Origin of the sequence: Chryseobacterium sp. SG20098 (assembly GCF_031844745.1) — a bacterium.
GTDB classification, from domain to species: Bacteria; Bacteroidota; Bacteroidia; order Flavobacteriales; family Weeksellaceae; genus Chryseobacterium; species Chryseobacterium cucumeris.
In genome coordinates this window covers 2,962,765-2,975,412 of the sequence record NZ_CP134622.1, presented here as the reverse complement: position 1 = coordinate 2,975,412, position 12,648 = coordinate 2,962,765, and the positions used below count along the sequence as shown (strand labels likewise).

15 protein-coding genes are annotated in these 12,648 nt (G+C 35.3%); 9 read left to right on the top strand and 6 right to left on the bottom strand.

Going from position 1 to position 12,648, the window contains the following annotated elements; translation table 11 throughout:
- Positions 1–98: 98 nt before the first annotated feature.
- Entirely contained in the window at positions 99–1,586 is a 1,488-nt protein-coding gene (locus RHP76_RS13600; RefSeq protein WP_311228397.1) for a catalase, read from the bottom strand.
- Positions 1,587–1,717: 131 nt separating this feature from the next.
- On the opposite strand from RHP76_RS13600, the gene RHP76_RS13595 reads away from it, so the two are divergent.
- The 9 genes from RHP76_RS13595 (at position 1,718) to RHP76_RS13555 (ending at position 9,514) form a co-directional block, all read left to right on the top strand.
- Positions 1,718–2,668, top strand: coding sequence for a LysR substrate-binding domain-containing protein (locus RHP76_RS13595; RefSeq protein WP_034692517.1), 951 nt, complete (start codon positions 1,718–1,720; stop codon positions 2,666–2,668).
- A gap of 236 nt (positions 2,669–2,904) precedes the next feature.
- Positions 2,905–4,185 (top strand): methionine adenosyltransferase, encoded by a 1,281-nt coding sequence (gene metK, locus RHP76_RS13590; RefSeq protein ID WP_062675982.1) that lies wholly within the window; start codon positions 2,905–2,907, stop codon positions 4,183–4,185.
- A gap of 85 nt (positions 4,186–4,270) precedes the next feature.
- On the top strand, positions 4,271–4,762 hold the full coding sequence (locus RHP76_RS13585; RefSeq protein ID WP_062675981.1) for a hypothetical protein: 492 nt from the start codon (positions 4,271–4,273) through the stop codon (positions 4,760–4,762).
- Positions 4,763–4,957: 195 nt separating this feature from the next.
- The gene (locus tag RHP76_RS13580; RefSeq protein ID WP_062675980.1) at positions 4,958–5,548 is read left to right on the top strand and encodes an RNA polymerase sigma factor; all 591 of its coding nucleotides are present in this window, start codon (positions 4,958–4,960) and stop codon (positions 5,546–5,548) included.
- A 203-nt stretch (positions 5,549–5,751) separates the two neighbouring features.
- Positions 5,752–6,447 (top strand): YjjG family noncanonical pyrimidine nucleotidase, encoded by a 696-nt coding sequence (locus tag RHP76_RS13575; protein ID WP_311228396.1) that lies wholly within the window; start codon positions 5,752–5,754, stop codon positions 6,445–6,447.
- Between the two features lie 212 nt (positions 6,448–6,659).
- Positions 6,660–7,109 carry a PepSY-like domain-containing protein gene (locus RHP76_RS13570; protein WP_062675978.1) on the top strand — a complete coding sequence of 150 codons (450 nt, stop codon included), beginning with the start codon at positions 6,660–6,662 and terminating at the stop codon, positions 7,107–7,109.
- A 35-nt stretch (positions 7,110–7,144) separates the two neighbouring features.
- Complete coding sequence (locus tag RHP76_RS13565; RefSeq protein ID WP_311228395.1) at positions 7,145–7,351, top strand: hypothetical protein; 207 nt, start codon at positions 7,145–7,147, stop codon at positions 7,349–7,351.
- A gap of 205 nt (positions 7,352–7,556) precedes the next feature.
- Positions 7,557–8,228 carry a response regulator transcription factor gene (locus RHP76_RS13560; protein ID WP_062675977.1) on the top strand — a complete coding sequence of 224 codons (672 nt, stop codon included), beginning with the start codon at positions 7,557–7,559 and terminating at the stop codon, positions 8,226–8,228.
- Positions 8,228–9,514, top strand: coding sequence for a sensor histidine kinase (locus RHP76_RS13555; protein ID WP_120233224.1), 1,287 nt, complete (start codon positions 8,228–8,230; stop codon positions 9,512–9,514). The genes RHP76_RS13560 and RHP76_RS13555 overlap by 1 nt, the downstream gene beginning before the upstream one ends.
- Before the next feature lie 65 nt (positions 9,515–9,579).
- Here RHP76_RS13555 and trpS read toward each other — a convergent pair whose 3' ends face one another.
- From trpS to RHP76_RS13530, 5 genes are all read right to left on the bottom strand, one after another.
- Positions 9,580–10,548, bottom strand: coding sequence for a tryptophan--tRNA ligase (trpS, locus tag RHP76_RS13550; RefSeq protein ID WP_062675975.1), 969 nt, complete (start codon positions 10,546–10,548; stop codon positions 9,580–9,582).
- Positions 10,549–10,807: 259 nt separating this feature from the next.
- Positions 10,808–11,452, bottom strand: a complete 645-nt coding sequence (locus RHP76_RS13545; protein WP_288442750.1) for a SanA/YdcF family protein — start codon at positions 11,450–11,452, stop codon at positions 10,808–10,810.
- 15 nt (positions 11,453–11,467) lie between these two features.
- The gene (locus tag RHP76_RS13540; protein WP_034692496.1) at positions 11,468–12,109 is read right to left on the bottom strand and encodes a lipoprotein signal peptidase; all 642 of its coding nucleotides are present in this window, start codon (positions 12,107–12,109) and stop codon (positions 11,468–11,470) included.
- Positions 12,109–12,303 carry a DUF2683 family protein gene (locus tag RHP76_RS13535; RefSeq protein ID WP_062675973.1) on the bottom strand — a complete coding sequence of 65 codons (195 nt, stop codon included), beginning with the start codon at positions 12,301–12,303 and terminating at the stop codon, positions 12,109–12,111. The genes RHP76_RS13540 and RHP76_RS13535 overlap by 1 nt, the downstream gene beginning before the upstream one ends.
- Before the next feature lie 16 nt (positions 12,304–12,319).
- Positions 12,320–12,571: a DUF6576 domain-containing protein gene (locus tag RHP76_RS13530; protein WP_062675972.1), complete on the bottom strand. Its 252-nt coding sequence runs from the start codon at positions 12,569–12,571 to the stop codon at positions 12,320–12,322.
- Positions 12,572–12,648: the final 77 nt, after the last annotated feature.

Here is a 12,648-nt window from a genome sequence, read left to right as displayed (position 1 = left end):
CTTTAAAATATCATCCTTTGCAAATTATGAATTTTTTACAAAAAAAAGGAAAAAATATTATTTTTTTTTCCTTTTTTTTAATTTATCATTCAATATGATTATTTGGAATGATTCATCATATTTGCATCAATATTGACGTTTAGTTGAGAAGCCACTTTCATGCCAAGCTCTATGTTAGCACGGAAAAAGTGACATAGCTGTCGGTTGATAATCTCATCCTTTTTAGGTCCTGTAATGCCATTCATACTGCCTACAATATTTTTGATCAGATGATCTCTGTCCTCAGCATTCATTGCTTTTGAATACAAAAGCCCTGGTTGGGTATAGTGATCACTGTCATTGTCATTTCTGTTGTAGCTGGCAACATGAGCACTGTCTAACTCATATTCATAGTTTTTATAAGATGAGTCTGCTTTAATATCATCAAAACTGTTCGGATGATAATTAGGTTTGTCCTTGTACTGGCTTGAATCTGCCATATAACCATCTCTTTGGTAGTTGTTGACTTCAAATGGACATCTGTTCACTTCCAGCTGATGAGCATTGACACCTACTCTGTAACGATGAGCATCAGGATATGAAAATAATCTTCCCTGAAGCATTTTGTCCGGTGAGAAACTGATTCCGTTAATTAAGTTACTTGGTGAAAAAGTAGACTGTTCCACATGGGCAAAATAATTAACAGGTATTTCGTTAAGCTCCATTTCGCCTACTTCAATCAGAGGGAAATCATCGTGGAACCATACTTTGGTTACATCAAAAGGATTCCATCTGAAATCTTTTGCCTGCTCCTCAGTCATTACCTGTATAAATAAAGTCCATTTAGGGAAATCCCCATTTTCAATAGCGTTGCAAAGGTCTTCCTGTGCAAAGTCCGGGTTTTCTCCGGCCATTTTTACGGCTTCTTCCTCCGTAAAGTTTTTTACACCTTGTTTTGTTTTAAAATGGAATTTCACCCATACTCTTTCATTTTTATCGTTGATCATGGAGAAAGTATGAGATCCGAAACCGTGCATATGTCTGTAGCCGTGAGGTGTTCCTCTGTCTGACATTAGTATAAGAACCTGATGAAGTGATTCTGGGTTTAAGCTCCAGAAATCCCACATCATAGTGGCGCTTTTTAAGTTGGTTTTTGGCACTCTTTTCTGAGTGTGAATAAAATCCGGGAATTTTTTTGCATCCTTAATAAAGAATACGGGAGTATTGTTTCCTACAAGATCCCAGTTTCCGTCTTCGGTATAAAATTTTAAGGCAAAACCTCTCGGGTCTCTTGCCGTATCTGCGCTTCCTTTTTCGCCTCCCACAGTGGAAAATCTTGCGAACATTCTGCATGAGTTTCCTACTTTTGAAAACAGCTTTGCTTTTGTGTACTGGCTGATGTCGTGTGTTACAGTGAACGTTCCGTAAGCTCCGCTTCCTTTGGCATGCACAATCCTTTCAGGAATTCTTTCCCTAACGAAATGTGCAAGATTCTCCTGAAGAATAAAGTCCTGCAGCAATACCGGGCCTCTTGGTCCTACCGTCTGTGAATCCTGATGTTCAAAATAAGGTGCGCCGTTACTTAACGTTAATTTTTTAGAATCCATATAATTGATGATTTGAATAATTGTTTCTTTTTCCTAAATCCAGTGTAAAGGTAATGAATATCAAATTTACTTGAATTTTTAATTGCTAATAGCAAAAACGTTATATCTTTGTAATAGATAATATTAATCAAATGAACATTCAGCAACTGGAGTATCTTATCGCCGTTGATAAGTATAAACATTTTGGTAAGGCCGCTCAGGCGTGTTTTATTACCCAACCTACGTTAAGTGCCATGATACAGAAATTTGAGGATGAACTGGATGTAAAGGTTTTCGACAGAACTACTCACCCGATTCGTACCACGGATGTAGGTCTTCAGATTATTGATCAGGCAAAAGTAATTATCGAGTCTGTCAATGAGCTGAAAAACAAAGCCAACCTTTTGAATAATATTCTAGGAGGAACTATCAATCTGGGAATCATTCCTACGGTGTCTTCTTTCATTCTGCCAACAGAGATTTTCAAATTCCTGGAGGAAAATCCGAAGATTCAGATGAATGTAAAAGAAATGACAACTGATAATATTATTAAAGCGCTGAAAGCAGGAGAGTTAGATGCCGGAATTATTTCCACTCCTTACGATACCGCTGACGAGTTTTATCAGGATTTTCTGTTCAATGAGGAGTTGATGATTTACAGTTCCAATACAGAAGCTAACAAAAAGAATTCTTATATCATTCCGGAAGATCTGAATGTAGAGAAAGTATGGCTTCTTGAAGAAGGGAACTGTCTGAGAAATCAGTTTGAAAATATTTGTCACCTTAAAGAAAATACCCTGAAACCTAAAAATTTAGATTTCTTAGCTTCCAATATCCAGACTCTGGTACACATGGTAGATAAAGTAGGAGGAATCAGTATTCTGCCGGAACTGGCACTGAGCCAGCTTTCAGAAGAGCAGAAGAAAAATGTTTTCAGATTTAAAAAACCTTTCCCGTATCGGGAAATCAGTATTATTTACTATAAACCGACTTTTAAGCAAAAAATTATTGATGAATTATCACATTCTATCAAAACTTCTTTAGAACTTAAGTTGAATTACCACGAAAGTCCGAAAGAATTTGTAAGCATTAAGCCTCAGTAATGGAAATGCTTTAAAGTGATAGAAATCATCAATTTAAATAAAAGTATAATTAATAAACAAAATTTTTGAGTATTACGAAAATAGTACTTAAATTTGCTGACGTTTATTACGAGGAAAAATTTGACCTGATTGCAACCTCTATAAAAAAATGCTAAAACAGTATTCTTTTTTCTGGGCAATTTCATTCATATTTTTCGCAATACAATTTTTTAAATCTTTAAAAACAAAAGAATTATATGTCTTATTTATTTACATCTGAATCAGTTTCAGAAGGACATCCGGATAAAATTGCCGATCAGATTTCCGATGCATTAATCGACCATTTCTTAGCCTATGATAAAGATTCAAAAGTAGCATGTGAAACTCTTGTAACTACCGGACAGGTGGTATTGGCAGGAGAAGTAAAATCAGATGCTTACCTTGATGTACAGACCATTGCAAGAGAAGTAATCAACGGAATCGGGTATACGAAAGGAGAATATATGTTCAACGGAGATTCTTGCGGAGTTATTTCTGCTATCCATGAGCAGTCACCTGATATCAACCAGGGAGTTGACAGAGCTGTAAATGATGAGTCTTTCGAAGCTAAAGCAAATGCACAGGGAGCAGGAGATCAGGGTATGATGTTCGGGTATGCTACCAATGAAACGGCAAACTATATGCCTCTTGCATTGGATCTTGCCCATACGATCTTGAAAGAACTTTCTGCTATCAGAAGAGAAAATAAGGAAATCACTTATCTTCGTCCGGATGCAAAAAGCCAGGTAACCATTGAGTATTCTGACGATCATAAACCAATCAGAATAGATTCTATCGTAGTTTCTACCCAACATGATGACTTTGGAAGTGAAGAAGAAATGCTGAACAAAATCCGTGAGGATATCAAAAATATTCTGGTTCCAAGAGTTGTTGCACAGCAAACTGAAGAAATCAAGGCTTTATTCAACGATCAGATCAAATATCACATCAATCCTACTGGGAAATTCGTAATCGGAGGACCTCACGGAGATACAGGTCTTACAGGTAGAAAAATCATTGTTGATACCTACGGAGGTAAAGGAGCTCACGGTGGTGGTGCTTTCTCTGGAAAAGATCCTTCTAAAGTAGACAGAAGTGCGGCTTACGCAACAAGACATATTGCTAAGAACTTAGTGGCTGCCGGAGTAGCGGATGAAGTTTTGGTACAGGTTTCTTACGCCATTGGAGTAGCTGAACCTTGTGGTTTATACATCAACACTTATGGAACTGCGAAAGTAGATCTTCATGACGGAGATATCGCTAAAAAAGTTTCTGCTATTTTTGATTTAAGGCCTTATGCTATTGAGCAGAACTTGAAATTAAGAAATCCTATTTATCAGGAAACAGCGTCTTACGGGCATATGGGTAAAGAGCACTATATAGCTGATAAAACTTTCAATAAAGGACATAAAAATGAGCTTACATTAGAAGGGCTTGAGTTCTTTACATGGGAAAAACTAGACAAAGTAGAGGAAATTAAAGCTGCTTTTGGAATTTAATTTCTCTTTAAAGAATAATAAATGAACTGCTTTATCTTTGGATAAGGCAGTTTTTTTTAATTTTACACCTTAATAATATAGAAAGATGATGAATTTTCGAACTGTAGTTGCTGCCATGTCTCTGTTTTTGCTAAGTACATTAGTAAAAGCTCAATATACCATGCATAAAATGATCAGTGTAGGGTATACTTACCAAAATCAAAGTTTTGGTGAAATAGGAGGTAAATTACTTTTCCTTAAAAATGATGATGTGATTTACAGAGTAGGAGGATCTGCAATGATGGGATCTGTGGATTCTAAATTTGCTATTATGCCCAAACTACAGGCTGATGTCCTTCTTAATTTTGAAAAGAATGTAGACTTCTATCATTCATATTACTTTTTAGCAGGTGTGGAAGGAACCAATAAATACATTGCCCCTAAGATAGGAGTTACCTTATTTGGGATGCTTGATCTTACAGGAGGTTATGCTTTTCCTATCGGAGATACCCGACTGAACGGCAAAGAGATGAAAGGACTGAATATTAATTTTACATTAAATGTTCCTACAGTCTTTATTCATGACATGTTTAAATGATTTTTTTTAGATTTTTCTCTATAAAATTTAATAATAGGTTAACAGTTATTAAAAAATTATTATATTTACATCATAATAATTGTACTACTGCCTATAGAAGAGACTCTACTCTAGAACTGTTTTGTTTATACAGCAAAGGCCAGAAGAAATATCTGGTAGAATGCCTGTCTGCAAATATTTATATTGAGAAGAGTTATGAAATCAAAATCGGATAGTTTACTAATTTCCCTTTACCAGAAAGGTGATGAGAATGCATTATCAACCCTCATTCACCGTCATCAGAGAGAACTTTTTACATTCATTTTTTACAAAATTAATGATGAAGATTTAGCTAACGATATCTTCCAGGATACATTCATGAAGATTATTGTCATGCTGAAAGAAGGACGCTATAACGAAGAAGGCAAATTTATTCTTTGGGCGAAAAGAATTTCCCACAATTTAATCATTGATCATTTCAGGTCAAAATCCAAGAATATCAAAGTTTCAGAAACTACTTTTGAAACAGATGAATATTCTATCTTTGATTTGATCAGAGAACCTTCAGAAAATATTGAGGACCAGCTTGTGACCAACCAGATTCAGGAGGATCTTATGAGGATGTTACTGTTTTTGCCACAAAACCAGCAGGAGGTAATCAAACTGAGGTTTTTTGATGGTCTGAGTTTCAAAGAAATTGCAGACCATACAGAGATGAGCATTAATACTACGTTAGGAAGAGTAAGGTATGCACTGATAAACCTGAGAAAAATCATGGACGAAAACAATATAATATTAACCAGATAAATAATATTTTGTAAAATTTCACGTTTTTAAGGAAAACATACTTCGCTTATGAAAAAAAATGACTCCTTAAAAGTGAAAACTTTGAAACCTAAGAAACAAACAATTGATTTTTTGCTGAATTTTTCCAAAAGCCTTGAGATTGTGAAAAGCAAGAGCAAAAATTATCCTATTACAAAAAATTAAAATTATTAACTTTGTGCTGTATGAAAATGCAGCACGTTTTTTTTGACCTGGATAATACACTCTGGGATCACCGCAGAAATGCCTATCTTACCATTAAAGATCTTTTTGAAAAACAGGAAATTACTTCAAAATATCATATTGATTTTGAAGAGTTTCATTCTGTCTATCACAATATTAACGAAGAGTTGTGGGAAAAGATCAGAGACGGAATTATTAGCAAAGAGTACTTGAGAGAACACCGTTTTTATGATTCATTCAAACATTTTGGAGTAGATAATAAAGAGCTTGCCCTTTATTTTGAAGAAAACTTCCTTGATAATATTGTGAGTCATAACGAATTGGTAGAAGGAGCAGAAGATGTTTTGGAATATCTGAAAGCTAAAAATTATACACTGCATATTATTTCCAATGGTTTTCAGGAAGTAACGGAAAGGAAATGTACCCTGTCCGGAATTGCACCTTATTTTAAGACAATTACCAGTGCAGATGCAGTAGGAGTAAGAAAACCCAATCCAAGGATTTTTGAATATTCATTAGGCCTTTCTGAAGCCAGCAAAGAAGAAAGTATCCTGATTGGGGATGATTGGATTGCAGATGCCATGGGAGCTACAGATTTCGGAATGGATGCGATCTTCTTCGATGTTTATAAAGAAGATAAGCAGAAAGAAGGTTTAAAAGCCATTACCCATCTTCAGCAGATCAAAGAATATTTATAGAAATATATAAGATCATAAGATTTGATAAAAAGCCACTAAGACCGCCTTAGTGGCTTTTCTGTTTTCAATTTTCATAAATCAATACAAACATTGGTGATCATCTGTTTCAATGTGTGGTTAACTTAAATTTCTCCACCAAAATCATTTTTCCCAATTCTTTCCCAAATTGATTAGCAACTTTGCTTCATAATAATAACAGAAAATGTAATAGTATGAAAAATGTAAAGAAAATCACAGGAGTATTAATGATTATTTTTTTATTAGTGGGAGGCTTAGTAGCCGCACAGGACAGAGCAATCAATGCGAATCAGTTACCGAAAACAGCTAAAAACTTTCTTGCTGCTCATTTTAAAGGAATACCTGTGACCTCGGCAATAGAAGACAGAGAAATCTATGGAGTAGATGAGTACAAAGTATATCTGACGAACGGAATGAAAATGGAGTTTGACAGCAATGGAAACTGGAAAGAAGTAGATGGAAAACACCAGAAAATTCCATATGGTTTCATTCCTGTTTCAATCAGAAATTACATCACGAAAAACTTTCCTAACACTTACATTATTAAGATTGAAAAGAAAAGATGGTCTTATAAAGCAGAACTTTCCAATGGATTGGAGCTTGAATTCGATAGAAACGGGAATTTTAAAAGAATCGATGATTAACACTTAACCGAATACAAACACTAAATAGTAATACTATGATCAATTGGAATGTAATAAAGAGTAACGGAGGAAAGATGTCTTCTGCTCAGATTAGAAAGAATATGGTATCATTTATGACAAGAAATCATCCTTGCAGCATCATTGATTCTATTGAAAAAGAACACAGTGCTTACAAAATTCATTTGATGAATGGTCTGTGTCTTGTTTTTGATGCAGATGGCCTGAATGTGAAATCAAATTAGATTCTTTATGAAAAAGAACCTGAGGGAATCCGGCAGAGAGCATTTCCATTTTGTAGATTTATTATCAGTAATTTATCACATAACCCTTATACTGATGATATTATCGTAGACTTTCGGATGTATATTCCTTTCTCCAGCTTCCCTCCTTATAATTTCCTATATTTGACATAAGTTAATCGTGCACCAGAGCATATAGATCCGGAATATGAAGATTTTAATAGTAGAAGATGAACCCGAACTGAAAGATACCGTACAGAAATTTCTGGAGGCAGAACACTTCATTGTAGAGTATGCAGAAAATTACAGTGGCGGACTGGAGAAAATTATTTCTTACGAATACGACTGTATTTTGCTGGATATCATGCTGCCTGACGGAAACGGAATCGATCTGCTGAAAGAGATCAAAAAAATGCACAAGAAAGACCCTGTGATCATCCTTTCTGCCAAAGACTCAGTAGATGATAAGGTGGCCGGACTGGAAATAGGAGCAGATGATTATCTTGCTAAACCTTTCCATCTTGCAGAACTGATGGCGAGAATCAAATCTGTGATCAGAAGAAAAAATCAGGATGGCGAAAATATCATCCGCTACAAAAATATCAGCATTGACCCGGAGAACAGAACGGTGAAAGTAGGTGATGAAGAGCTTGTTCTTAACCGTAAAGAATATGACCTTCTCTATTATTTTGTGATTCATCCGGAAAAGACCTTACAAAAAACAACACTGGCAGAAGCCATCTGGGGAGATTATATCGATCAGGCGGACAGCCTGGATTTTATATATTCCCAGATTAAAAATCTTCGTAAAAAACTGAAAACCCTCAATGCAGAAGCTGATTTCCAGGCTGTATACGGAATAGGATATAAATTCATCTGATGAAGACTTCATTAAAATATTACACGATAAAATACCTGATCATGATCCTGCTGCTGATTATAGCAGTATGGGCAGGTCTTTTTTATGCCTACATTCTGGATGAAGTACACGATAATGTAGATGATGGTTTAAGAGATAGAAAAATACAGATTATTAAAGCTGTTTATCTTAATCCTCAGCTTTTGAAGAATAATGAATTTGGATTCAATGAATTTAAAATCAATCCGATCAAAGCCGCAGATTATCAGAATAAAAGCAGGCTGTACAATAAGATGTATTATATGGAATATGATGATAAAGACCAGCCTTACAGGGTTTTGGAAGCCGACTTTATTGATCAGTTCAAAGGGCATCAGCGGCTTGTCATCAGAACATCTACGGTAGAAGAAGACGAATTGATATATGATCTTACAACAGCCTTAATTGTGCTTTATATCCTTTTGGTGATAAGTATCGTAGCAGTTAACGGATATCTCCTTAATAAAGCTATGAGACCATTCTATCAGATATTGGATAAACTTAAAAAATATCAGTTTGGAATTCCTTTTTCTCAGGAAAAGCAGAACTATAAGATCACCGAATTTGAAGAATTAAATGTGGAAATTAATGAAATGATTGAACGTAATGAATTGGTTTTCTATCAGCAGAAACAGTTTATTGAAAACGCTTCCCATGAGCTTCAGACTCCTTTGGCTATCGTGATCAATAAAATTGATCTGATGATCCAGAATGATGATCTTGATAAAAAGAACCTTACTTTTCTTACTGAAGTAAAGAATGATCTGAGAAGAATGGTTGGGTTAAACAAATCGTTATTAATGCTTTCCAAAATTGAAAACAGTCAGTTTAATAAAACTTCAGATGTTGATTTTAATGTGATGATCGCTCAATTAGTTCAGAATTATGAAGATTTCATTGCATTCAAAAAAGTAGAGGTCAGTATTATTGAGAAAGGAAAATTTGTTGCGGATTTTAATCAGGATCTTGCAGATATTCTTTTATCCAACCTTCTTAAAAATGCAGTTAAATATAACCATCAGGAAGGGATTTTAAATATTATCGTGGAAAATAATCGGATAACATTTCAAAACAGCGGAAGTGCTGAACCTTTAGATAAATCCAGAATCTTTAACCGTTTCTATAAACGGGGATCAGATCATACTTCTACAGGATTAGGGCTGTCTATCATCAAAACCATTATCAAGCAATATCCGGGCTGGGATATTAATTACGAATATGGAGATCAGATGCATTACTTTATTCTGACAAAGAATAATGCCCAATAATAATACTTTATATCAATAGAAAAAGCCTTTCAGACGAAAGGCTTTCTTATGTTTAAAACTCAGGATTAAAATCCTAAACTTGTTCTTACTCTTTTAAGTGTTTCCAGCGCGATAGGTCTTGTTTTTTCCGCTCCTTGCTGAAGTTTTGCTTCAAGTTCATCAAGATTATTCATGTAATAAGTGAACGTTTCTCTTTCTTTCTCAAAACGTACCAGGATAAGATCCAGCAATTCTTTCTTAGCATGTCCGTATCCGAAGTTTCCGGCAAGATATTTTGCTCTTAATGCTTCAGTCTGTTCAGGCGTAGCAATCAGCTGATAAATCTGGAATGTTTTATCCGTTTCAGGATCCTTAGGTTCCTCTAAAGACTTGGAATCTGATTCAATGCTCATCACCTGTTTCTTCAACTCCTTTTCAGGTAAGAAAATGTTGATGATATTTCCTCTTGATTTTGACATTTTCTGTCCGTCTGTCCCGGGAACATATTTAGTGTCCTCCTGAAGTTCAGATTGTGGAAGAACAAGAATTTCACCCATCTGGTTGTTGAATCTTGAAGCTACATCTCTTGCAAATTCCAGGTGCTGAAGCTGATCTTTTCCTACAGGTACAATTTCAGCATCATACAGTAAAATATCTGCAGCCATCAGAATAGGGTAGGTAAACAGACCGGCATTTACATCCTGAAGTCTGTCAGCTTTATCCTTAAATGAATGGGCTAATGTTAATCTTTGGTATGGGAAAAAACATGATAAATGCCAAGAAAGTTCACAGGTTTCAGCGATATCACTTTGTCTGTAGAAATATGTTTTTTCAGTATCCAATCCACAAGCAAGCCAAGCCGCAGCAATCTCGTAGGTATTTTGTCTTAAAGTCTGCGCATCCTTAATCTGTGTAAGTGTATGAAGATTCGCAATAAATAAAAATGATTCATTTCCTTCCTGCTTGGATAGTTCGATAGCAGGAATAATAGCCCCTAATAAATTTCCAAGATGGGGTGTTCCGGTGGCTTGTATGCCGGTAAGAATTCTTGACATTTGTTTACAATTTATATTTAAAAATTAATGAATAGCAAATTTACGAGGTTTGACGGGAATAACGAAAGATAAAAGATAAAAGATAAAAGATAAAAGATAAAAGATGTTGTTATTAAAATTCAATAGGGGTGGGCTTCAGCCCAGCCAGCTTAAAATTCAACATCTATCCATTGGCTTTAGCCAAAACGTATCAACCTTCAATAATCTATATCTCTTTACGCATCATCCGTGAAAATCTGTGCAATCCGTGGGAAAAATATTAAGGAATCACAATTTTTTCTCCTCCAAATTTCGGTTCCACACCAAAAAGAAGATCCCAATAGGCTTTAGCTTTTGCAAAATACTCTCTTAAATTGGTCTTTAAACCTGCATACTTATTCACATCCGCTGCATTGTATCCAAAGGCTTCCATGCCATTTTTTCTGGCCAGGAAAACGGCCCTTTCATTGTGAAACTTCTGAGAGATAATGATCAGTTTTGTCTGGCTGAAAATATCCTTTGCTCTTACCACGGAATCCAGCGTCCTGAATCCTGCATGGTCTAAAATAATTTTATTCTGTGGAATTCCTTCCTGCATCAATGCCAGCTGCATATCTTCAGGTTCGTTATAATCCTTGGTACTGTTATCACCACTAACGATGATGTATTGTATTTTCCCGCTTTTGTATAAATCACTTGCAGCCTTAATTCTGTTATAGAAATAAGCATTTGGAGTTCCATTGCTCAGAAGTTTTCCGGTTCCCAGTAATAATGCGGTTTTTACTTGTGGTACATCAGCAGTATTGTAGGAAAGAAATGGTGCGCTGTCACTTTTGATGCTGTAATTCGCCCAGGCAATAAAAATAATTCCTGCAACGAAAAGAAGCAGGAAAAATTTAATAATATTTTTGATTATTTTTTTCATCCGAAAATATATCTTTTAAAACTCCAGACCGTTTGGGAAAGCTTTTTTTCTGAATATTAATAAGAATGCGGCACCTACTGTGATCGCAGAATCAGCAACATTGAAAATATATTTAAAGAACTCAATATGTTTTCCTCCTATCAAAGGCCAGCTTTCAGGAACGTACCAGTCTACCACCGGGAAATGAAGCATATCCACTACACATCCTTTCATAAATGTGGAATATCCGTGTCCGAAAGGAACAAGTTTGGAAATTCCGCCATAGCCAATCCATCGGTCAGTGCTGGCGTCATAAACTGTTCCGCTGTCGAAGATCATTCCATAGAACATTCCGTCAATAAGATTTCCGATAGCGCCTGCAAAAATGATCGCCATGGGAACTAAAAGATAATTAGAAGCTCCTTCTTTCAACCATTTTTTGAACATATAGATCATCCCTCCGATCAGGAAAACTCTGAGGATAACCAGAAAATATTTCCCGATAATTCCTCCGAAATGAAATCCATAGGCCATTCCGGGATTTTCCACAAAAGTTTTGTTAAAGAAACCATTGATAACAGGAATGCTCTCATTCAGTTCAAAATGGGTTTTGATATAAATTTTTGAAGCCTGGTCAATGAATAACACTAAAAGTGTTATTGCTAAGATCTTTTTCATTATTGTCCTTTAGGTTTTGAAGGCTTTGAAGCCGGCTTTACATTTTTATTATCGCTTGCTTTCTTGACCACTTTCTGTCCATTGAAAGAGCTCTTAACATGTGCTTTTTCAAATTTAATGCCCATTTCTTTGAGTACGCTTTTCAGTGCACTCAGCTCCATAGAATTCTTAGGATGTACTATGATAGATTCCATTTCTTATATTTATTATTTACATTTTGGACAGCTCATCAAGTCTTTTCCTGTCTTTCTCAGACAGATCATTGACTCCGTTTTTGCCCATCTTACTCAAAAGTCTGTCGATTTCTTTCTCCCGCTCGCGTTTATCAGAATTGAATTGATCATCAATGGTATAATTATAATTTTTTTTCCGATCAGGGAAGAATCTGTTTTTGATCCATTCTCTGTTGAAAAATAATATAACTACGGCAATGATCACTCCCAAAATTAATAATTCGTTCATGGGTATACATTAAAAATTAGGTTTATAAAGTATCCGTAAATACGATATAAACCCAATGTTATTTTACAAACCTTACG

Bases quoted from the DNA above. Each gene is read 5' to 3' on its own strand.
- RHP76_RS13565 (WP_311228395.1), top strand. From the start codon at position 7,145: ATGATCAATTGGAATGTAATAAAGAGTAACGGAGGAAAGATGTCTTCT.
- RHP76_RS13535 (WP_062675973.1), bottom strand. From the start codon at position 12,303: ATGGAATCTATCATAGTACATCCTAAGAATTCTATGGAGCTGAGTGCA.
- RHP76_RS13585 (WP_062675981.1), top strand. From the start codon at position 4,271: ATGATGAATTTTCGAACTGTAGTTGCTGCCATGTCTCTGTTTTTGCTA.
- RHP76_RS13580 (WP_062675980.1), top strand. From the start codon at position 4,958: ATGAAATCAAAATCGGATAGTTTACTAATTTCCCTTTACCAGAAAGGT.
- RHP76_RS13570 (WP_062675978.1), top strand. From the start codon at position 6,660: ATGAAAAATGTAAAGAAAATCACAGGAGTATTAATGATTATTTTTTTA.
- RHP76_RS13560 (WP_062675977.1), top strand. From the start codon at position 7,557: ATGAAGATTTTAATAGTAGAAGATGAACCCGAACTGAAAGATACCGTA.
- RHP76_RS13575 (WP_311228396.1), top strand. From the start codon at position 5,752: ATGAAAATGCAGCACGTTTTTTTTGACCTGGATAATACACTCTGGGAT.
- RHP76_RS13595 (WP_034692517.1), top strand. From the start codon at position 1,718: ATGAACATTCAGCAACTGGAGTATCTTATCGCCGTTGATAAGTATAAA.
- metK (WP_062675982.1), top strand. From the start codon at position 2,905: ATGTCTTATTTATTTACATCTGAATCAGTTTCAGAAGGACATCCGGAT.
- RHP76_RS13540 (WP_034692496.1), bottom strand. From the start codon at position 12,109: ATGAAAAAGATCTTAGCAATAACACTTTTAGTGTTATTCATTGACCAG.
- RHP76_RS13545 (WP_288442750.1), bottom strand. From the start codon at position 11,452: ATGAAAAAAATAATCAAAAATATTATTAAATTTTTCCTGCTTCTTTTC.
- trpS (WP_062675975.1), bottom strand. From the start codon at position 10,548: ATGTCAAGAATTCTTACCGGCATACAAGCCACCGGAACACCCCATCTT.
- RHP76_RS13555 (WP_120233224.1), top strand. From the start codon at position 8,228: ATGAAGACTTCATTAAAATATTACACGATAAAATACCTGATCATGATC.
- RHP76_RS13600 (WP_311228397.1), bottom strand. From the start codon at position 1,586: ATGGATTCTAAAAAATTAACGTTAAGTAACGGCGCACCTTATTTTGAA.
- RHP76_RS13530 (WP_062675972.1), bottom strand. From the start codon at position 12,571: ATGAACGAATTATTAATTTTGGGAGTGATCATTGCCGTAGTTATATTA.